The sequence below is a fragment of the Agromyces molybdatiresistens genome (assembly GCF_052748445.2).
Genome location: NZ_CM188258.1, coordinates 2,522,885 through 2,544,526, shown reverse-complemented (window position 1 = coordinate 2,544,526; position 21,642 = coordinate 2,522,885). Strand labels below are relative to the sequence as shown.

The window sequence follows — 21,642 nt, the reverse complement described above, 5'->3', positions numbered from 1 at the left end:
CACGACCGCACCGACCGAAGGAATCCAACGCCCATGATCATCGACAAGGCCGAGGTCATCGTCACCAGCCCCGATCGCAACTTCGTCACCCTGAAGCTGACGACCGACGACGGCCTCACCGGCCTCGGCGACGCGACCCTGAACGGGCGCGAGCTCGCGGTCGTCGCGTACCTGACCGAACACGTCGTGCCGCTGCTGATCGGCGCCGACGCGTCGCGGATCGAGGACACGTGGCAGTTCCTCTACCGGTCGGCGTACTGGCGTCGCGGCCCGGTCACCATGGCCTCGATCGCCTCGGTCGACATGGCGCTCTGGGACATCAAGGGCAAGGCCGCCGGGATGCCGGTGTACCAGCTGCTCGGCGGCGCGAGCCGCAACGGGCTGATGGCGTACGGGCACGCGTCGGGCAAGGAACTGCCGGAGCTGTTCGACTCGATCCGAGCGCACCAGGAGCAGGGCTACAAGGCGATTCGCGTGCAGACCGGCGTGCCGACCCTGAAGGCGATCTACGGCATCGCCGCGCAGGGGGCGGATGTCGGCGACGCCACCGTCCGCTACGACCACGAGCCCGCCCGCCGCGGTGCGAAGCCGGTCGAGGAGGACTGGGACACCCGGGCCTACCTGAACCACCTGCCCGGCGTGTTCGAGGCGGTCCGAAACGAGTTCGGTCCCGACATCCCCCTGCTGCACGACGGCCACCACCGGATGACGCCGATCCAGGCCGCCAGGCTCGGCAAGGACCTCGAACCGTACGACCTGTTCTGGCTCGAGGACTGCACCCCCGCGGAGAACCAGGAGGCGCTGCGCCTGGTGCGCCAGCACACCACGACTCCGCTCGCGATCGGCGAGATCTTCAACACGGTGTGGGACTTCAAGGACATCATCCGCGACCAGCTCATCGACTACGTCCGCGGCGCAGTCACCCACATGGGCGGCATCAGCCCGCTGAAGAAGACACTCGACTACGCGGCCATGTACCAGATCAAATCCGGCATGCACGGCCCGACCGACATCAGCCCGGTCGGCATGGCCGCCGCGATGCACCTCGGCCTGTCGATCCACAACTTCGGGATCCAGGAGTACATGAAGCACGGCGCCAGGACCGACCGGGTGTTCGAGCAGTCCTTCACCTGGACCGACGGCTACCTGCACCCGGGTGACCAGCCGGGCCTGGGCGTCGAGTTGAACGTCGACGAGGCAGGGAAGTACCCGTATGAGCAGGCCTACCTGCCCTACAACCGTCTCCTCGACGGCACGGTGCACGACTGGTGAGCGGCGTGGTCGAGGCGGGAGGGTCGCGCGAGGGATCCATCGTCGCCGACACGGTCGAGCCGGATGCCGCGGTCGTCGTGATGGGCGTGGCGGGGGCCGGGAAGTCGAGCCTCGCCGCGGCCGTCGCCGAGCGTCTCGGCGCGGCGTTCGTCGAGGCCGACGACCTGCACTCGACTCGGGCGAAGGAGCAGATGGCGGCCGGCATCCCCCTGACCGATGCCGACCGATGGCCGTGGCTCGGCCGCGTCGCGGCTCGGATCCGTGCGGAGCATGCGGCGGGACGTCGGGTGGTCGTCTCCTGCTCGGCACTGCGCCGTGCCTACCGTGACGTCCTCCGCCGCGACGGCGGAAGCGATCTCGCCTTCGTGCACGTGCACGGCAGCGAGGCCGAACTCGCCGATCGTATCGGCCGCCGGACCGGTCACTTCATGCCGCCCTCGATGCTCGCCTCCCAACTCGCCACCCTGGAACCCCTCGCCGACGACGAGTGCGGTATCGTCGTGCCGCTCGACGTCCCTCTCGCCGATGCGGTCGCAAGGACCGTGGAGTGGATGCGTCCAGACGCGAGACCGTGATCGTCGTCCCGACCGGCCATCACGTACCCACCGGAAACGATCGGGAAACATTCCCACCCGGTCCAATAGCCTGAAGGTCGGAAGCCACCGGGCTCCTTTGATATTCCTTCTGACCGGGACCTCGTCATGTGTGGAGTCATCCCAACCGTCTATGCCTTTCGCGGTGACGCACTGGCTCTTCCTCGGCGACATGGCTTGACCGCTGTGAACCGCTGAGGCGGGGAGCCCGTTCGGACTCCCCGCCTCGATTCGTGCGGAGACTACGCCGCTCGTGTCAGTTCTGGCCTCCCGCCTGGGGCACCGGGATCTCCTTCTCGGCGAACGTGTCGAGCGTCACCGGTCCGAGGAGTCCGTAGTTGTAGGCGGTGCGTGCGGCAGCCGCGCTGTCGAGGCTGCGCAGGCGGTTGATCAGCGTCGAGGCCACGCGCACCTCGATCGTGTTCTCGCCCTTCACGAGGTACTCGCTCACGTCGACTCGCGTGTCGAGCTGATCGACGGGCACCGATTCGCCGTTGACCGTCAGCGCGTACGTGTCGAACACGCGTCCGAGGTCGAGGGCGGCGCCATCCGTCTTGCCCCACTTCGGCAGGTCGAACGTGGTCGAGTAGGTCCCGATGCCGGAAGCATTCTCCAGGCCGGGGATCTCGCGCCACGGCGTCAACTCGTCGAGTTCGACGGAGACGACCGACTTGTCGGTCTCGGTGGCCGCGGGGCCGAACGTCGTCGCGTAGTCGTTCACCGGATTCCAGTCCTCGACCTCGAGCTGCCACGTCGCCGTGGAGAGGTCGACCGAAGGGGCCACCTTGCCGATCGGCGTGCTGACCGTGCGGCCGTCGCTGAGGGTCGTGGAGTACTTCCCCTGCTCATCGGCGCGCACGACCACCCGGCCGTCGGAGTTCACGACTGCGCCGCCGTTCGCCTCGGTCGAGGTGACATGCACCTGCGGCGCCGTTGCACCGAATCGAGCGGGATCGTCGGCGAGGGCGATGATCGTGTCCTCGTCGATGCCGAGCGCGAGCGGGACGATGACGTGGTCGCCCTCGACGCGGTACTGGGCGATCGGCGTGATCTCGCCACTCGATGCATCCATCAGGAACGGGTACCCGTCACCCTCGAGCGCCACCTCCATCGAGACGGGCTCGCCCTGGTCCACGCACGCGGTCGTGACACCGGGGGTGACGCAGGCCCAGCCGGGCTCGAAGTTGTACAGGTAGCCCGCCGGGCTGCCCGACGGAGCACCGACCATCCCTTGGTTGTACAGGAAGAAGTAGTCGGTGCCGGTCGCCTCGTCCACTCGGCGGACGCTGAGCAGCCCGCTCTCCTCGCTGGGGTCGACGGCCGGCTGGACGCCGATCTCGGCGAGCTTTCCGGGCACGGCGGCCTCGTCCTCGACCTCGTGCACGTTCGGGAGCGCGAGCAGTTCGGCGATCACGTCCTGCAGTGCCGCGTCGTCCTCCGGCGTGTTGCCGGTGGTCTTGTTCGGCGGGGTGCCGACCACGATCACGGGCAGGCCGTCCTGTGCGAAGCCGAGGATGCGCTCGGCGGCGTCGAGCGGCATCGAGGTCTTCTCCGGGAACGTCGCCGGCTCGAGCGTGCTGTCTATGATGAGCGCACCGTACGATGGTCCGTCCGTGGCGAGGCGTCCGTCGGTCACCTCGACGTTCGGCAGGTCCATCAGTCGCGGGCTGAGGTAGTCGCGCGTGTAGCCGGCGCGCTCCAGGCCCGGGTCGCGCCACATCCTGAACCCGTTCGGGACCGTCGAGGGCTGGTTGTAGAGGTAGTTCTGCAGGAACACCGCGACATCCACCTTGGCGTCGCCCTGGGTGAGCACCTGCTGGTTGCGCGCCATGTCGAGGTTCACCTCCGCGCCGTCGGCGAACCAGTTCGGCTGACGCTCGCCCCACGCGTTCGAGAAGCCGGCCACACCGAAGTTGTGGTATCCCGGCCAGCGGCTGGTCGAGCTCTCGGCGTACGGGAAGACGTGGTACACGTTCTTCGTGATGCCGCCCGCGAAGCTCTTGTTCATGCGGACCTGGACATCTCCGAGGCTCTCGGAGTTCGCCCCCTGGGACACGGCGCAGCACTCGGTGGAGTACCAGGTGTTGCCCGTGAGGTGGTTCGCCGAGGCGATCGTCAGGTAGCTGTCGACCTCGTCGACCGTGAAGAGCGATTCGTGCTCGGCTCGGTCGAGCTCGGCAGCGACTGCGGCCTGGTCGTAGATCGGCACGGTCGCGTTGCGCTCGCCCTGGGGCTGAACGCGGAGGACCCAACCGTACTCCCGGATCCAATCCTGCAGCGGGCGGATGTGGTTCTCGAGCCAGAGGTCGGTGCGGACCTCGACGAGGTCGTTGAAGACCCGCGGCGCCGTGCCGTCGTCGAAGCTGAACACGGCCGGGAAGAGACCTGCCAGGTTCGGGATCAGGTCGTAGCCGGCGCGCTCCTCGAACTCCGCGGCCATGTCGTTCGTCCACAGCTCGTCAGGCGAACCGCGGTCGCTCGAGTGCGAGTCGTAGAAGAGGTCGCCGCCGTTCTCCTTCATCAGGTCGACGATCTCGGGCGTCCAGGCGGCCTCCATGCTCGCGATGAGCTGCTCGTGTCCCTCGGCCGAGAACGGGTCGGGCTGGTTGAACACGCCCCTCGTCCAGAACGTGACGAGCTGCCAGTCGCCGTCGTCTGGTGCGGTCCACTCGAGAGTCCCGATGGTCGTTCCGCCCTCGACGCCGTCGGCGTTCGTGCCCGTGAGCTCGTTCGTCAGGTCGATCGCCGAGTCCGGGTCGAGTTCGACCTGGCCCGAGGGGCCGCAGGCATCCGTGCACCGGTATGCGACCACAGCGACGACGGTCGTCCGGTTGGGGGATGCCGCGGGCGCGGGCAGCGCGCCGGTGTAGGTCGCGCCTGCGGCGACCGCCGCGCGGCTGATGATCAGCGTCTTGCGCGCGTGGTCGTCGTCGATCGAGTAGCCCGTCGGGTTCTGGGTCGGGCCGTGGCTGAGGCTGACCTTGAGGCCCAGTTCGTTCGCCTTCTCGAGGATGGCGACGAGCTGCTCGTCGTTCGGGTAGGCGCCCTGGCCGAGCTCGACGCCCCCGATGTTCGCCTTCTTCGCATCCTCGAGCAGTTGCTGCAGGAGGGCGGGGTCGGCCGTCGCGGGCATGTTGACGCGGACCCACGGGAGGTCGTTCGAGGGAGGTGCGGCGAAGGTCTCCGCCGTGAGCGCGGTCACCGGGTTGAAGCTCCAGTCCTTCCCGGCGGCGTCCGCGGTGGTCGCGCCGGCGATGGACGGGGCGCTGATGAGCAGGCCTGCGGTGAGCGAGGCGGCGGCGAGCGATCCGAGCGCTCGGCCGGCCGGTGCGGAAAGTCGCCGGAGTGAGGATGCGGCCAGTGGCCGGGCGGATGTGATGCGTGCTGGGTCGCGTCGTCGAGACACAGTTCCTCCAAGTGGAACGCGAGTGCGGGATGGTGCGGGCCGCCCGAGCGGGCGCGCGCCGACGCCGAAGCATCCGCAGCGGCGTCGGTACGGTGAACGGACCTGAATCGATTCATCGATCGACGTCGAGTCTATGAGTCGAGCCCCAGGCTCGTCAATGAAAATTTACGATCAAAGAATTTCGACCGCGGGAGGCTGGGGCGAGTTCGGCGGTGTGAGGTCGACGTGTTCGCCCGACGGAAGGATCCCAGGCGCGATCCGCTCGAGGTGCGCTTGCATCACCCCGACCATGTCGAGATCGCCACGGCGCAGGACCCACTGCAGTTGCAGCCCGTCGGATACTGCGATGAGGTCGCGGGCGATCGCTCGATAGTCGACATCGGCCCGGAGCAGTCCGCGCTCGACCGACAGATGGAACCGCGTGACGAGGTCGGCGACGACTCGCTCGTACCGCGCCGAGTACAGTTCGTGGGCCGGGCTCGACGGGTCGGCGGCGAGGCCGGCGACCTGTACGAACACCTCGATGAGCTCGGGCTGGGCCGCGCGGATCTGCGTCTGTTGCAGCATGAGCCTCAGGGTGCCGGTGCCGTCTTCGTCGGTGGGTGATTCCTGCGCCGTGCGGCGGGCGCTCTCGAATCGTCGCTCGGCCAGAGCGATCAGCAGTTCGTCCTTCGAAGCGAAGTAGTGCTTGATGGCCGGAGCGGTCACGCCGGCGTCTCGTGCGATGTCGGCCAGCGACGTCCGGGAGAAGCCGGCCACGGCGAAGCGCGCCGCGGCGGCGTCGATGATCCGCTCGCGCCGCTGCAACCCCGGTCGGTAGGGCCCGCGCCTTCCCTCGCTCACTGCCCCAACGTACCCGAGCCCGGCCCCGCACCCCATGACGGACGCGTGCGATACTGGCGACGTCCAAACCCCGACGGAGTTCTCGATGACCCGACGGTCCCCCGTCTACGTGGCAGTGGCGGTCGGCATGGCGTCCTATGTCGATGCAGCCGCCATCACCGGCTTCGGTGTCTCGCTGGCGATCCTCCGCCCGCTGCTCGGATTGGATGCGGGGCAGGTCGGTCTCGCCGCCGGCGGACTGGCGTTCGGGATTGCCGCGGGCGCACTGATCGGCGGCCGGCTCGGCGACCGGGTGGGGCGACGACCGGTGTTCGTCGCGACGATGGTGATCATCGCGGCATCCGCTCTGGTGCTGATGGTGCCACCGCAACCCCCCGTCCTCGCCGTCGCGGCGCTGCTTCTCGGAACGGCGATCGGTGCCGACCTCCCGGTCTCCTTCGCCGCGGTGGCCGAAGCCGCACCTGATCGGGTACGGGGCCGCATGCTCCTCGTATCGAACCTGCTCTGGGTGGCGGGCATCGTGGTCAACTTCCTGATCGCCGGCGCGGTCGGCGAGCTCGGCGCTGCGGGGGTCCGGATCATCTTCGGCCACGTCGCGATCGCCGCCGTCGTCGTGCTGATCGGGCGACTGACGATCGGTGAGTCGAAACGCTGGACCGCGGCGCGGCATGAGCTGGACGAGGGGGTCCCCACGGTCAGGGCGACGCGCTCGCGTCTCGTCGAACTGGTCCGCCCGCCGTACGCGCGCCCATTCGCCGCGCTCATCGGCTTCTACGCGTTGACCAATGTCGTCGCGAATACCAACGGCCAGTTCGGGGTCTACGTCCTCTCGACGTACGGCGGCGCGAGCGTCTCGCAGGCCAGCCTGATCGTCCTCGCCGGCGTTCCGATCGTGTTGGCGGGCCTGCTCGTGTTCATGCGCGTCGTGGACGGCCCGCGGCGGTTCCGCGTCTTCGTGATCGGCGGATGCGTGGGCGTGCTTGCTCCGCTCACTCTGGCGGTCTTCGGGGTGAGCGCGTCGACGTACGCGATCTCCGCGGTCCTCGGTGGCGTCGGGATCGCCTTCGCCTTCGAGGGCATCATGAAGATCTGGACCCAGGAATCATTCCCGGCCCTGCTGCGATCGTCGGCGCAGGGGGCGGTCATCGCGGGGGCGCGGTTCACCGCCGCGGCGTTCGCCGCGATCACGCCGATTCTCCTCGAGGCCGACATCGCCGCGTTCTACTGGATCCTCACCGCGTGCCAAGCTCTGGGCATCGCGGTCGCGGTCGTCGTGTTCCGGGTGCATGCCCGCGGAGATGCCTTCGAGCGGGAGACGGAGATCGCGGACCGTTCGTCCTGAGCCCTCGTCGTGCCGCGTCCGGTCGCCATGGTCAGGCCTTCGGTCGCGTGCTCGCGCGCACGATCAGTTCGGGCTGGAAGACCGTCTGGCGGGGGATGAGCTCGGGGTCGGCGGTCTCCTCGAGAAGGATCCGCAGCGCGGTGCGGCCGATCGTACGACTGGGCTGACGCATGGACGACAACGGCACGGCGGCCGCCGCCGCGAAGGCGTTGTCGTCGAATCCGATGAGTGCGATCTCGTCGGGCACGAGCATTCGGCCGCCCTCGACGATGAGCGCCTGCAGCAACCCGAGGGCCAGGAGATCGTTCGCGGCGAAGATCGCGTCGGGCCAGTCCGCGCGAGGACGGGCGATGATGCGCGCCCCCGCCGCGGCGCCGTCGGCGACGGTGAGCGCATCGGTCGCGACGACCTCGAGGTCGACCGGCTCGACGGCGTTCTCTGCCGCGGCGCGAGCGCCCGCGAGCCGGTCGGTGACCTGCCGGATGTCGAACGGGCCGCCCACGAAGGCGATGCGGCGCCGACCCGTTGCGATGAGGTGCTCGACGGCCATCCGCCCGCCGTTGACGCTGTCGACCGAGACGGAGCTGAACCGCCCGTCGCCGCTGAACCGATCGACGAGCACGGCGGGGATGCCGCGCCCGCGGAGACGCTCGAGCCGGGGATCGATGTCGCCGTAGGGGGAGATGAGCACGCCGCGGACCTGCTGCTCCTCGAAGAGGTCGAGGTACATGCGCTCGCGCTTCGGATCCTCGTCGGTGTTGCCGTACAGGATGGCGATGCCCTGGCCGGACGCCTCGTCCTCCGCCCCGCGCACGACGTCGCCGAAGAACGGGTTCTGCCCGTCGAGCACGACGAAGCCGACGGTCGTGCTGACGCCCGCACGCAGCTTCCGGGCGGCGTCGTTGCGCACGTAGCCGAGCGCCTCGATCGCCTCCTGCACGCGCCGGACCGATTCGACGGACACCTCGCCCGGCCGGTTGAGGACGTTGGAGACCGTGCCCACCGACACGCCCGCGTGCTGAGCGACGTCGCGAATGCTGACCGCGGCCATCCTGTTCCTTCGCAATCGAATCGTGAGGTCATCCGTCCGAGCCGACTTGACCGCGGCGGATGTCCTCCATAGAGTATGCCTGAATCGAGCCTGAATCGATTCATAATGTTTTCACCTCAAGGAGGAGGACGTGACCGTGGCCCAGCCCCCCACGACATCCGCGCCCCCGGCGCTCGAGCTGTCGAAGGTCGTGAAGTCGTTCGGCGCCGTCGTCGCCCTCCGGTCCGGCACCGTCACCCTGGAGCAGGGATCGATCCATGCGCTGATCGGAGAGAACGGCGCCGGCAAGTCCACGCTCGTCAAGATCATCGCGGGCCTGTACCGGCGCGACGCGGGCACGTTCCGGCTCCGCGGCGAGGAGGTCGACTTCCACTCGACCGCCCAGTCGAAGGCGGCCGGCATCGCCGTGATCTACCAGGAGCCGACGCTCTTCCCCGACCTGTCCGTGACCGAGAACATCTTCATGGGCCGCCAGCCGACCAACCGGTTCGGCCGTATCGACCGCAAGGCGATGCGCGCCGAGGCGCAGGAGATCTTCGCGCGACTCGGCGTCTCGATCGATCCCGACCGCGTCACCGAGGGCCTCTCGATCGCCGACCAGCAGATCATCGAGATCGCGAAGGCCATCTCGCTCGACGCCCGGGTGCTGATCATGGACGAGCCGACCGCAGCCCTCTCGGGGGTGGAGGTCGAGCGCCTCTTCGCCGTCGCGCGGAGTCTCCGCGACGAGGGTCGCGCACTGATGTTCATCTCGCACCGCTTCGACGAGGTGTTCGCGCTGTGCGACACCGTCACGGTCATGCGCGACGGCAGCTACATCGCGACCGAGGCGATCGCAGAGACGAGCGTCGACGAACTGGTCCGCCAGATGGTGGGCCGGGATGTCGCCGAGCTCTTCCCGAAACTCCCTGCCGAGATCGGCGACGAGGTCCTGGTCGTCGAGGGCCTGACCCGCACGGGCGTGTTCCACGACGTGAGCTTCTCGGTGCGCTCGGGCGAGATCGTAGGCCTCGCGGGCCTGGTCGGTGCCGGCCGCAGCGAGGTCGTGCGGGCGATCTTCGGCGTCGACTCCTACGAGTCGGGCCGTGTCACGCTCGACGGTGCAGCGCTCCCGAAGGGCAACCCGCGCGTCGCCATGGCGCGCGGTCTCGCGCTCGTGCCGGAGGACCGCCGCAAGCAGGGGCTCGTGCTCGACGAGAGCGTCTCGCGCAACGTCACCCTCGCCATCCGGAACTCGCTCGCGACGGCGGGCCTCATCACCAACCGCACCGAGAACACGGCGGCCGCGGTGTGGGCGAGCCGGCTCGAGGTGAAGACCGCGGCGCTCGACGCCGAGACCGGCACGCTCTCGGGCGGCAACCAGCAGAAGGTCGTGCTCGGCAAGTGGCTCGCGACCGAGCCCAAGGTGCTCATCGTCGACGAGCCGACCCGCGGCATCGACGTCGGCACGAAGTCCGAGGTGCACCGCCTGCTCTCCGAGCTCGCGCAGCAGGGCATGGCGATCCTCATGATCAGCTCCGAGCTGCCCGAGGTGCTGGGCATGGCCGACCGCGTGCTCGTGATGCGCGAGGGCTGGCTGACCGGCGAGTTCCCCCGCTCCGAAGCGACCCCCGAAGCTGTGATGTTCGCGGCGACCGCCGACAAGGAGGAGGCGAAGTGAGCGCCACCGCAGCCCCGCCCGCCAAGCCGGCCCAGCCCGCGTCGTCGCCGGCCACGCGCGTCGTCGCGCACCTGTTCAAGGCGCGCGAGACCGGCATCGTCATCGCACTGCTGGCGGTGATCGTCGTCGCGACGATCGTCAACCCGAACTTCCTCTTCTCCAGCGACGGGTTCCGCGACCTGCTGCTGACGCCGTCGCTGCTGCTGCTCGTCGCCGTCGGCCAGGCGGTCGTGATCATCACGCGCAACGTCGACCTCTCGGTCGGCTCCGTGCTCGGCCTCACGGCGTACCTCACCGGGCGGCTGTTCATCGACATCCCGGGCATCCCGATCATCGCGGTCTTCATCGCGGGCATCGCCCTCGGCGCTGTGCTCGGCCTGATCAACGGCGCGCTCGTCGCGTTCGCGAAGGTGCCCGCGCTCGTGATCACGCTCGGCACGCTCTACGTCTACCGCGGCATCAACGTCGCCTGGACGGGCAGCGACCGGATCAACGCGTCCGACCTGCCCGCCGCGTTCCGCGGGCTCGGTACCGGGCAGATCCTGTATATCCCGATCCTCACGATCATCGCCGTCGTGGTGCTCGTGATCGCCGCGTGGGTGCTCCGCAACCTCCGCAGCGGCCGCGAGTTCTACGCGATCGGTTCCGACCCGGATGCCGCGCACCTGTACGGACTCCGCGTGACGCGCCGCATCCTCACCGCGTTCCTGCTGAGCGGCGCGCTCTCCGGACTCGCGGGGGTGCTCTACGCCGCCCGGTACGGCACGGTCAGCTCGCAGGCCGGCACCGGGTGGGAGCTGCAGGCGATCGGCGCGGCCGTCATCGGCGGCGTCGCGATCTCCGGCGGTGTCGGCAGCGTCTGGGGCGCCGCCATCGGCGCGTACCTGCTGCTCACCATCAACCGGGCACTGCCGATCCTCGGCATCCAGGACTTCTGGCAGCGCGCCGTCGTCGGCGCGCTCATCATCGGCGCGATCGTGCTCGACCGGGTGCTCGCGCTCCGACAATCCCGCAAGCTGCTCGAGATCAGGGAGGAAGGCCGATGACCGCCACCGCCCCCGCGTCGGCGCCGACGCCGGAGACCCGCACCGCCCGCACATACCAGACGTACTCGAACCCGCTCTGGCGACGTGTGCTGCTCACCCGCGAATCCGCGGTGATCGGCCTGCTGATCATCGTCATCGCGGTCGCGCTCGCGGTCGTGCCGAACTTCGACAGCCCGCTCACCGTCACCTACCTGCTGCGCGACATCGCGCCGATCCTGCTCATCGCGCTGCCCATGACGCTCATCATCATCACCGAGGAGATCGACCTGTCGGTCGCCTCGATCGTGGGCCTCTCGAGCGTGATGACCGGCATCCTGACGCAGGCCGGCCTGCCGTTCCCCGTCGCCGCCATCGCGGCGATCCTCGTCGGCACGGTCGCCGGCGTGATCAACGGGTTCCTCGTCACCGTCGTCGGCCTGCCCTCGCTCGCCGTCACCATCGGCACGCTCGCGCTGTTCCGCGGCATCGCCGTGGGCCTGCTCGGCACGACCGCCGTGACCGAGTTCCCCGAGTTCTGGTCCGACCTCGCCCGTGACAACATCCCCGGCACGCCGATCCCGGGCATCATGATCCCGTTCGTCGTGCTGGCGATCGGGTTCGCGATCCTGCTGCACTTCACGCCGTTCGGGCGCTCGCTCTACGCGATCGGCCTGAACAAAGAGGCCGCGGCGTTCTCGGGCGTCGACGTCGGCCGCACCAAGTTCCTGCTCTTCGTGATGAGCGGCGCGGTCTCCGGCTTCGCCGGCGTCTACTTCACGCTGCTCTACAACAACGCTCGCGGCGACAACGCGACGGGCATGGAGCTGCAGGTCATCGCGGCGGTCCTCCTCGGCGGCGTGTCGATCTTCGGCGGCCGCGGCGCCCTGCACGGCGTCATCGCCGGCGTGCTCCTCATCGGCACGCTCGGCAGCGCACTCCGGCTCGCCGGGGTCACCAGCGACATCATCAACGTCATCACGGGCGTGCTGCTCGTGCTGTCGGTGGTGTCCGCAAGCCTCCTCGCCTGGCTCCGCCGTCGGCGGATCTCGGCGATCGGGAAGAAGAAGGAACGCGAACTGGCGGCGACGTCGTCCTGATCGCGATCCACCTGGAATCGCACACAGTCGGTCACCGGCACCAAGGAAGGAAACAACGATGTTCACCAAGCAGCGCTCACGTCGTCTCGGCGTGGCGATCACGGCGGCGGCGGCCGCGACGGTCCTGGCCCTGACGGGCTGCGCCTCGGACGGAGGGGACGGCGGCGGCGGTGGGGATGACGCGAACCTGTCGGTCACGTTCCTGCCGAAGAACCTGGGCAACCCCTACTTCGACACCTCGTCCTCGGGCGGGCAGGAGGCGGTCGAGGAGTTCGGCGGCGAGTTCGCCGAGGTCGGCCCCTCGGAGGCGTCCCCGACCTCGCAGGTCAGCTTCATCCAGACCGCGGCGCAGCAGGGCGTGGGCGCCCTGGTCGTCTCGGCCAACGACCCGGAGGCGATCTGCGACGCGCTCGACGAGGCATCCAGCGCCGGCGTCAAGATCGTCACGTTCGACTCCGACACCAACCCGGAGTGCCGCGACCTGTTCATCAACCAGGCCACCGCGGAGGGCATCGCGAAGGTCCAGGTCGATCTGATCGCGGAGCAGATCGGGGATGCCGGCCAGATCGCGATCCTGTCGGCGTCGGCGAACGCGACGAACCAGAACGCGTGGATCGAGATGATGGAGGAGGAGTTGGCCGCCAGCCACCCCGACATCGAGCTCGTCGAGGTCGTCTACGGCGACGACGACGACCAGACCTCGTTCGACAAGACCGCGGCCCTGCTGCAGACCTACCCGGAGCTGAAGGGCATCATCTCGCCCACCACGGTCGGCATCGCCGCCGCGGCCCGCTACCTCTCGACCTCGGAGTACCAGGGCCAGGTCGCGCTGACCGGCCTCGGCACCCCGAACCAGATGCGCGAGTACGTCGAGGACGGCACGGTCACCGCGTTTGCGCTGTGGAACCCGGCCGACCTGGGCTACCTCGCCGCCTACGCAGCGCAGGCGCTCATCACCGGCGAGATCACCGGTGAAGAGGGCGACGCGTTCGAGGCAGGCAAGCTCGGCTCGTACGAGGTCGGCGCCGACGGCACCGTCCTCCTCGGCGACCCCTACGTATTCGACGCCGACAACATCGGAGACTTCGACTTCTAAGGAGTCGGTCTCCGCAACACCGAACGCGGGGCTCCGGGCGCGACACCGCCCGGAGCCCCGCGCTCGATGATTGCCGCCGGTAGGGACACCGGCGCGTCACCGGCGCGAATCGCGCTCCGCCTCGTAACGGTGAGCATGTGTGGCACGACCCCTCGGCCTCGCGATCGGCCATCACTTACCCATCACAAACGCTCGCGGAACGTCCCGATCTAGTCCCATACCCTGAGGCCCGGAAGCCCCCCGGTTTCCTTGATGTTCCAAGCGATTCCGCGGATTTCCCCGAAGATTCGGAGCCCCCGAGCAGCCCTCGGGAAGCTCCCAGAGGTTGTGGGTTCACATCCTGCCTCCGCAACCAAGCAAGGGCCGGTCAGAAGCAATTTCTGACCGGACCATTCTCTATCCATCCGCAAGTGGTCATCACACACTCCTGCCGCGATCTGGGTGCCCGGGCGGTGGAGTCAGCGCGGCCCTGTCGAGGCCCGTTCCACGAGCGCGACCCGAAGGTCGGGCCCGACCGTCGGCTCCGGGCGCCCTTCGACGGCGCTGAGCGCGAGCTGCGCGAGGAACCGCCCGAGACCGACGGTGTCGACCCGGATCGTCGAGAGGCGCGGTTCGAGCACGGACGCGAGCGGGGTGTCGTCGTGGCCGATCACCGAGAGGTCGCCCGGCACTGCGATTCCGGTGCGGTGCGCCGCGCCCACGAGGGCGGCGGCGACGTCGTCGTTGTAGGCGACGATCGCGGTGATGCCATCGCTCCGCCACTCTGTGAGCATGACCTGCGCCGAGGCATCCGTCAGTTCGATGTCGGCGGTGCCTGCCAGCTCGACGCCGAGGGTCGCCGCGGCCTCGGTGGTGAGTCGGCGACGGAGTGCGACCAGATCGGCGATCCGCGGGTCGGCGGAACCCGCGAAGGCGATGCGCCGGTGCCCGAGTGCCGCGAGGTGCTGGACCTGGAGCGTCGGGCCCTCCTCGCGCCACTCGGCCTCGATCGGCGCGTCGGGGTCGGGGATGATCCGGGTGACGCCCGAGGCGCGGATGGACTCGACCTGGCCGGGCGCCCACGGCGCCATCGCCATCACCACGTCGGGCTGCAGCGACTCCCACAGCGGGCGGGCCTGCCCGGTCGGGTGGGGTGTGTAGGTGATGAGCGCATAGCCGGCTTCGTCGAGGGCGAGCGAGGCCTCCTCGATGTTGCGGCGCAGGTTGAAGTCGAGGGGCCAGTCGGGCAGTACGAGGAGCACGATGCGGGTGCGGCCGCTCGCCAGTGCGCGTGCCGCGGTGTGCGGACGGTAGCCGAGGCGTTTCGCCTCGTCCAGCACGCGATTTCGCGTGGCCTCGGAGATCGTCTGGCCCGGGGTGTCGTTGAGTACGAATCCGACGGTCGCGCGCGAGATGCCGAGGGAGCGGGCGATGTCGGCCGCCGTCACCCGCCGTGTTCCGGTCGCCTGCGGCATCCGTGCCTCCCTCGCATGATCGCTTGCGCGCGCTAGCAACGCAGTGTAGCATTCGGGGCGTCCGCTAGCACGCGCTAGTAAATGGCCATCGGGGCGAGCGAAGCGGATGCCGTAGCCTCACCCACGACAACGGAGTCCGAATGAACACGCAGCAGCACCGCGACGACGAGCCCCTCGTCACGCCGAACGCCGCTCCCATCCCCACCGCGACCGTCGACCCAGAGGTGCTCGCCGAGCAGGTCGGGTCCGAGCAGCGCCACGACGCCGCCGGCGACCTCCCCAAGGTGAACGCCCGCTACATCTGGTTCATGGTCCTGGCGCAGTTCGGCGTCTTCATGGCCTTCATCACCCCGCTCGCCATCTCGCTGTCGATCCGCGTGAACGAACTCGCCCCGGGCCGGGAGGAGGTGCTCGGGTACATCACCGGTGCCGGTGCGCTCTTCGTCATGCTCACCGCGCCCTTCATGGGCGTGTGGAGCGACCGGACCCGCACCCGACTCGGCCGCCGCCGCCCGTTCATGATCGGCGGCATGGTCCTCGGGGTGGTCTCGCTGGTGGTCATGGCACTCGCCCCGAACGTGTTGGTGCTCGGCCTGGGCTGGGTGCTTGCGCAGTGGGGCTGGGGCACCGTCCTCGGCAACCTGCAGAACTCCACCGCAGACCGGCTGCCCGAGGAGCAGCGCGGCAAGGTCGCCGGCCTCACGGGCTTCGCGACGCAGGTCGCGCCCGTCTTCGGCGTCATCCTCACGTTCGGCGTGACCGGGAACGCGCTGCTCCTCTTCCTCATCCCCGGCGCCGTCGGCGTCGTGCTCGTGACCCTCTTCGTCGTGCTCGTCCACGAGGACGACAGCCGCACGCTGCCGAAGGACGCCCTGACGCTCGGCGGGCTCCTCCGCAAGTACGTCTACAACCCGAAGCAGTACCCCGACTTCTCCTGGAACTGGCTCGGCCGCTTCCTGTTCTACTTCGGCCTCACCCTCAACACGACGTTCACCGCGTTCTTCTTCGCCAGCCGGCTCGGCGTCGAGGTGACCGAGGTCGCCGGCGTCATCGCGACCCTCGGCGGCGTCGGCGTGCTCGCGGTGACCGCGGGCGCGCTCGGCGGCGGGTTCCTCTCCGATCGGTTCCGCCGTCGCAAGGTGTTCGTCGTCACAGGCGGGGCGCTCATGGCCGCCGGCATGCTCGTCATGGCCTTCTCGACGGGCCTGCCGCTGCTCATCACGGGCTCGCTCATCGTCTCCGCGGGCATCGGTATGTTCTCGGCCGTCGACCAGGCGCTGCTGCTCGACGTGCTGCCCGAGAAGGCGACCGATGCCGGCCGCTTCATGGGCATCACCGGCTTCGCGACCTCGATCCCGCAGTCGGCCGCGCCGCTGATCGCCTCGTCGATCCTCCTGGTCGGTGTGACCGGTGACGCGAAGAACTACACGCTGCTGTTCGTCGTCGCGGCGGTGCTCGTGCTGCTCGGCGGTCTCGTCATCCTCCGCATCCGCTCGGTGCGCTGAGCCGCGAGCCGTACCCGACCGTGTCCTCTCCGCGAGCGAAGGAACCCATGAGCACCACCGACATCACCCCCGGTCTCCCGGTCGCGATCGACGAGCTCGTCGCGGAGCTGACCCTCGACGAGAAGGCGCTGTTGCTGGAGGGCGTCGACTCGTGGCGGACCAACGCGATCCCGCGGCTCGGGATCCCGTCGCTGGTCCTCACCGACGGCCCGCACGGGGTCCGGATGGTGCGCGACGACGGGGGCGCGTTCGGCGTCGGCGACAGCCGGCCGTCGACCGCGTTCCCCACGTCGGCGACGGTGGCCCACTCGTGGGATCCCGAACATGCCCGCCGGATGGGCGCCGCGATCGCGCGCGAGTGCCGTGACTTCGGGGTCGACGTGCTGCTCGCGCCGGGCGTGAACATCATGCGCAACCCGCTCTGCGGGCGGAACTTCGAGTACTACTCCGAGGACCCGCTGGTCTCGGGGGTGTTCGGCAGCGCGTTCGTGCAGGGCGTGCAGGGGGAGGGCGTGGCGACGAGCGTCAAGCACTTCGCCGCGAACTCGAACGAGGACTATCGCTTCGTCGGCGACAGCCTCGTCGACGAGCGCGCCCTCCGCGAGATCTACCTGCGAGCGTTCGAGCGCATCATCCGCGAGGCGCGGCCGGCGACGGTGATGTGCGCCTACAACCGCCTGAACGGCACGTTCTGCTCCGACCACCGCGAGCTCCTCACCGACATCCTGCGCGAGGAGTGGGGTTTCGACGGCGTCGTGATGACCGACTGGGGCGCGATGCACGACCGGGTCGCGAGCCTCGAGGCCGGGTGCGAGCTCGACATGCCGGGCGAGGTCGCCCACAACCGGGAGGCGATCATCGCGGCGGCCCGCGAGGGACGACTCGACTCCGAGGTGCTCGACGAGGCGGTGCGGCGGATGCTTCGGCTCATCGAGCGCGCGACGTCCACCGCCGCGCAGCCCGCGCACCCGCACGACCCGGCCGCGCACGCGGCCCTCGCCCGCGACATCGCCACCGACAGCGCCGTGCTGCTCGCGAACGACGGCACGCTGCCGCTCGATGCGGACGCGGCATCCGGATCGCTCGTCGTCGTCGGCGAGCTGTTCGAGAACATGCGTTTCCAGGGCGCGGGCTCCTCGCTGATCCTTCCGCCGGAGGTCGTCTCGCCGCGCGATGCGTTCGACCGGCGCGGGGTCGCGTACACCTACGCGCGGGGCTACCGCACGCTGACCGCCGAACGGGATGCCGCACTCGAGCGCGAGGCGATCGAGGCGGCGAAGGCCGCCGGGACCGTGCTCTTCTTCGGCGGCCTCGACGACTTCGAGGAGAGCGAGGGCTTCGACCGCGCGCACATGCGCCTCGGTGCACCCCAGGTCGCGCTGCTGCGCGAGTTGCTCGACACCGGGGCGCAGGTGGTCCTCGTGCTCTTCGCGGGTGCGCCCGTCGAGCTGCCGTTCGCCGACGAGCTCGCGGCCGTGCTCGACCTCGCCCTGCCCGGCATGCACGGCGGCGAGGCGGCCGCGGCGCTGCTCTTCGGCGAGGCGAACCCCTCCGGCAAGCTCACCGAGACGTGGACGCACACCGCCGCCGATGCGAGCTCGGCCGCGGACTACGATCGCGGCCCGGTGGCGCAGTACGCCGAGTCGATCTACGTCGGCTACCGGTTCCACGACAAGGCGGGCACGGCGCTGCGCTACCCGTTCGGCCACGGTCTGTCGTACACCACGTTCGAGTACCGCGACCTCGACGTGCGCGTCTCGGGCGACCGGGTCGAGGTCTCGGCGACCATCGCCAACACCGGCGACCGCGACGGCGCCGAGGTCGTGCAGCTGTACGTCCGCAACAACGACGGCGCCGTCTTCAAGGCCGAGCAGGAGCTACGCGCATTCACCAAGGTCAACGTCGTGGCCGGTGCATCCGAGCGCGTGACGCTTTCATTCGACCTCGCCGACCTCGCGTACTGGGATGTGGCCGACCACGACTGGGTGCTCGAGGACGGCGAGTACGAGATCCGGCTCACTGCATCCGCCGCCGACATCCGACTCACCGCGCCCCTCGTCGTCGATCGCGGACGCACGTCGCGCTCGCCGTACCCCGCGGACGTGGACGCCGACTACGCGATGCCGCCGCCCGGCATCCCCGCGAGCTTCCCGGCGCTGCTCGACCGACCGGTGTCCGACCCGGGTCGGCCCGGACGACTCACGTTCGAGACGAGGCTCGCCGACGCGACCCGCTCGGTGATCGGCAGGCTGATGCTCGGCGCGGTGCTCGCGCGGGTCCGGAAGCAGTTCCGGGCCGCGCAGGCGATGCCCGAATCGGCCGAACGCGACGCGAAGCTCAAGGCGGCGCACTTCGTGCTGCGGATGATGCCGTCGATGTCCCTCCGGAGTCTGGCCATGTCCTCGAGCGGCGTCATGCCGTACTCGCTCGCCGCCGGGCTGGCCGACCTCGCCGCATGGCATCCGATCCGCGGTCTCCGCCGCATCCTCGGCCGTCCGGTCCCTCTCGCCCCCGCCCCCGTCACCGCCCCCATCGAGGAGCCCACCCGGTGAAGATCACCCGCCTGACCGTCGACGGCCTCGAGACCGGCTGCATCACCGACGCACCCCCGCGATTCGGGTTCGCGCTCGGATCGGAGGTTCCGGGGGAGGCGCTCGCGAGCGCGCGAGTGCGCGTCGGCGACTGGGAGACCGTGACCACCGACCAGGTCGGCATCGTCTACGACGGGCCGCTCGAGCCGTACGCCGAGTACGTCGTGCACGTCGAGGCCACCGGGACGAGCGGCGCGACCGCGACGGCCGAGACCGCGTTCCGTGCGGGACGGCGCGACCGACCGTGGGTCGCGCGCTGGATCACGGATGCCGGGTACCGCGCGCCGAAGAAGCAGTCACCCGTTCCCATGGTGTTCCGCGGCGCCTTCCAGACGGCGAAGCCCGTACGCCGAGCCCGGCTCGAAGCGACCGCGCTCGGCGTCTACGAGCTCGAGCTCGACGGGCGGCGGGTCGGCGACCAGTACTTCGCGCCCGGGTTCACCTCGTACCGGCACCACCTGCAGGTGCAGCACCACGACGTCACCGAACTGCTGCGCGGCGTCGGCGCATCGCACCTGCTCACCGCGACCGTCGCTGGCGGCTGGGCCGTCGGCTCGTTCACCCACAAGCGCGTGAACACGATCTCCGCCGACCGCCAGGCGTTCCTCGCAGAGCTCCACATCGAGTACGAGGACGGCACGAGCGACATCGTCGCGACCGGACCCGACTGGGAGGTCTCGACCGACGGCCCCATCCGGATGGCCGAGTGGTACGACGGCGAGACGGTCGACGCACGCGTCACGGCCTCCGACATGACGTGGAAGCCCGCCGACGTGACCGGCGCTCCCAAGGGCGACCCGGAGCTCTCGGCCCAGATCGGCGCACCCGTGCGCGCGCAGCAGGAACTGCACCCGGTCTCGCAGGTCGTGAGCCCTTCTGGTGAGCTCGTCTACGACTTCGGCCAGAACTTCGCGGGCGTCGTGCGCGCCCGCATCCGGGGCCGCGAGGGGCAGACCGTCGTGTTCCGCCACGCCGAGGTGCTCGTCGACGGCGAGCTGTTCGTGAAGAGCCTCCGCACCGCGAAGGCGACCGCGACGTACACGTGCGTCGACGGCGACCAGGAGTACTCGCCGAAGCTCACCTACATGGGCTTCCGCTACGTCGGCGTCACCGGCATCGACCCGGCCGACCTCGATCTGACCGCCTATGTGCTGCACTCCGACCTGCGCGAGACCGGATCGTTCACGACCTCGAACGAACAGCTCAACCGCCTGCAGTCCGCGATCCGATGGGGCGGGAAGTCGAACCTCGTCGACATCCCGACGGACTGCCCGCAGCGCGACGAGCGCGAGGGGTGGACCGGCGACTACGCCGTGTTCGCCACGACCGCGAGCTACAACTTCGACATGGGCCGCTTCCTCGACAAGTGGCTGCGCGACGTGCGCGCCGAGCAGGGCCGGGGCGGCGGCATCCCGATGGTCGTGCCGAAGGCCGGCAACCCGTTCCCCACCATGGCGACCTCCTGCTGGGGGGATGTCGCGGTCCTCGCGCCCTGGGCCGAGTACCTCGCGCGCGGCGACCTCGACGTGCTGCGGCGCAACTACCCGACGATGACCCGGTTCCTGAAGGCGGTCGACCGCTGGTCGTCGCTGCTCTCGGTCGACCGCGACCGGCGCAACGTCTGGCAGTTCCCGTTCCACTTCGGCGATTGGGCAGCGCCGACCGGGGCGGCGAGGGAGTGGATCGCCCGCGGGAAGTGGATCGGCACCGCCTACGCCGCGAACTCGCTCGCGATCGTCGCACGCATCGCCGACCTGCTCGGCGAGCCGGCGGACGCGGCACGCTTCCGCGCCAAGCGAGCCGAGGTGATCCGGGCCTACCGGAACGTGTTCACCGACGGCGCGGGCACCCTGACGGACGAGTTCCAGACGGGGTACGTGCTGCCGCTGCACTTCGGCATGGCCGAGGGTGACGAGGCCGAGGCGATGGCCGGCAACCTCGCCCGGCTCATCGCCGAGAACGACGGGCACCTCTCCACCGGATTCCCCGGCACCCCCTACATCCTGTTCGCGCTCAGCGACCACGGCCGCGTCGACGAGGCGTACGACCTGCTGCTGCAGACCGACGCCCCGTCCTGGCTCTACATGGTGGAGTCGGGCGGCACCACGATCTGGGAGCGCTGGGACGCCCTGCGCCCCGATGGCACCGTCAACATCGCCGACCTCACGCCCGGCGCCACCGACGAGGACTCCGGCGGCGGCATGGTCTCGTTCAACCACTACGCCGCAGGCGCGGTCGGCGACTGGATGTACCGCCGCATCGCCGGCATCGAACCCGTCACCGGCGGCTACCGCGAGTTCCGCGTCGCACCGGTCATCGGCGGCGGACTCACGAGCGCGTCCGGCGCCGTCGAGACCCCGTACGGCCGCGCATCGTCGTCCTGGACCCTCGACGGACCGACCTTGGCGCTCCGCGTCGAGGTGCCCGTGTCGACCAGCGCGACCGTGGTGCTGCCCGACGGCGCCACGCACGACGTCGCGAGCGGTGTCCACGAGTTCACGTGCGAGCTTCCGTCGCGCAGGGCGGCCGCGACCACCTCGGGCCGTGCCTGAGCGCCGGACCGCGCCCGCGGCCGAGGTCTGCACGCACGACGACGTGGTGACGGGCTGGCACGGCGAGATCCCGGTGCGGCGATTTCAGCCGATCGGCCGTGCCGAGGCGTCCCTCGCCGGTCCCCGGTCCCGTCGTCATCGACACGACCTCTCCT

General features: G+C 69.7%; 14 protein-coding genes. 10 read left to right on the top strand and 4 right to left on the bottom strand.

Translation table 11 applies throughout. The features are described 5' to 3' along the window. The first annotated feature begins 33 nt into the window (after positions 1 to 33). Entirely contained in the window at positions 34 to 1,272 is a 1,239-nt protein-coding gene (gene manD / locus ACULK2_RS11685; RefSeq protein ID WP_445967408.1) for a D-mannonate dehydratase ManD, read from the top strand. Further along, entirely contained in the window at positions 1,269 to 1,847 is a 579-nt protein-coding gene (locus tag ACULK2_RS11680) for a gluconokinase (protein ID WP_445967407.1), read from the top strand. The genes manD and ACULK2_RS11680 overlap by 4 nt, the downstream gene beginning before the upstream one ends. 274 nt (positions 1,848 to 2,121) lie before the next feature. On the opposite strand, the gene ACULK2_RS11675 is transcribed toward ACULK2_RS11680, so the two are convergent. Both ACULK2_RS11675 and ACULK2_RS11670 read right to left on the bottom strand, forming a co-directional pair. Then, the gene (locus ACULK2_RS11675) at positions 2,122 to 5,271 is read right to left on the bottom strand and encodes a glycosyl hydrolase (RefSeq protein ID WP_445967406.1); all 3,150 of its coding nucleotides are present in this window, start codon (positions 5,269 to 5,271) and stop codon (positions 2,122 to 2,124) included. Between the two features lie 171 nt (positions 5,272 to 5,442). Beyond that, entirely contained in the window at positions 5,443 to 6,078 is a 636-nt protein-coding gene (locus ACULK2_RS11670) for a TetR/AcrR family transcriptional regulator (RefSeq protein ID WP_445967405.1), read from the bottom strand. A 70-nt stretch (positions 6,079 to 6,148) separates the two neighbouring features. Between ACULK2_RS11670 and ACULK2_RS11665 the strand changes: the two genes are divergently transcribed. After that, entirely contained in the window at positions 6,149 to 7,456 is a 1,308-nt protein-coding gene (locus ACULK2_RS11665) for an MFS transporter (RefSeq protein ID WP_501044923.1), read from the top strand. A 31-nt stretch (positions 7,457 to 7,487) separates the two neighbouring features. Here ACULK2_RS11665 and ACULK2_RS11660 read toward each other — a convergent pair whose 3' ends face one another. Continuing rightward, a complete protein-coding gene (locus ACULK2_RS11660; RefSeq protein ID WP_445967403.1) occupies positions 7,488 to 8,507 on the bottom strand; it encodes a LacI family DNA-binding transcriptional regulator in 1,020 nt (339 codons plus the stop codon). Between the two features lie 136 nt (positions 8,508 to 8,643). Here ACULK2_RS11660 and ACULK2_RS11655 point away from each other — a divergent pair, with 136 nt between their 5' ends. From ACULK2_RS11655 to rhaS, 4 genes are read left to right on the top strand one after another with little or no spacing between them, the layout of a single operon-like run. After that, positions 8,644 to 10,167, top strand: coding sequence for a sugar ABC transporter ATP-binding protein (locus ACULK2_RS11655; RefSeq protein ID WP_445967593.1), 1,524 nt, complete (start codon positions 8,644 to 8,646; stop codon positions 10,165 to 10,167). Continuing rightward, on the top strand, positions 10,164 to 11,213 hold the full coding sequence (locus tag ACULK2_RS11650) for an ABC transporter permease (RefSeq protein ID WP_445967402.1): 1,050 nt from the start codon (positions 10,164 to 10,166) through the stop codon (positions 11,211 to 11,213). The genes ACULK2_RS11655 and ACULK2_RS11650 overlap by 4 nt, the downstream gene beginning before the upstream one ends. Beyond that, a complete protein-coding gene (locus ACULK2_RS11645) occupies positions 11,210 to 12,289 on the top strand; it encodes an ABC transporter permease (protein ID WP_445967401.1) in 1,080 nt (359 codons plus the stop codon). Before ACULK2_RS11650 ends, ACULK2_RS11645 begins: the two co-directional genes overlap by 4 nt. Positions 12,290 to 12,347: 58 nt before the next feature. After that, the gene (gene rhaS / locus ACULK2_RS11640; RefSeq protein WP_445967400.1) at positions 12,348 to 13,385 is read left to right on the top strand and encodes a rhamnose ABC transporter substrate-binding protein; all 1,038 of its coding nucleotides are present in this window, start codon (positions 12,348 to 12,350) and stop codon (positions 13,383 to 13,385) included. A gap of 458 nt (positions 13,386 to 13,843) precedes the next feature. Here the strand turns inward: rhaS and ACULK2_RS11635 are convergent, their stop codons facing one another. Beyond that, a complete protein-coding gene (locus tag ACULK2_RS11635; RefSeq protein ID WP_445967399.1) occupies positions 13,844 to 14,839 on the bottom strand; it encodes a LacI family DNA-binding transcriptional regulator in 996 nt (331 codons plus the stop codon). A 140-nt stretch (positions 14,840 to 14,979) separates the two neighbouring features. Between ACULK2_RS11635 and ACULK2_RS11630 the strand changes: the two genes are divergently transcribed. Genes ACULK2_RS11630 through ACULK2_RS11620 form a run of 3 tightly spaced genes read left to right on the top strand, consistent with a single transcriptional unit; the run spans position 14,980 to position 21,487 of the window. Next, positions 14,980 to 16,344: an MFS transporter gene (locus tag ACULK2_RS11630; RefSeq protein WP_445967398.1), complete on the top strand. Its 1,365-nt coding sequence runs from the start codon at positions 14,980 to 14,982 to the stop codon at positions 16,342 to 16,344. Positions 16,345 to 16,391: 47 nt separating this feature from the next. Beyond that, positions 16,392 to 18,896, top strand: coding sequence for a glycoside hydrolase family 3 N-terminal domain-containing protein (locus ACULK2_RS11625; protein WP_445967397.1), 2,505 nt, complete (start codon positions 16,392 to 16,394; stop codon positions 18,894 to 18,896). Then, positions 18,893 to 21,487: a family 78 glycoside hydrolase catalytic domain gene (locus ACULK2_RS11620; protein WP_445967396.1), complete on the top strand. Its 2,595-nt coding sequence runs from the start codon at positions 18,893 to 18,895 to the stop codon at positions 21,485 to 21,487. The genes ACULK2_RS11625 and ACULK2_RS11620 overlap by 4 nt, the downstream gene beginning before the upstream one ends. Positions 21,488 to 21,642: the final 155 nt, after the last annotated feature.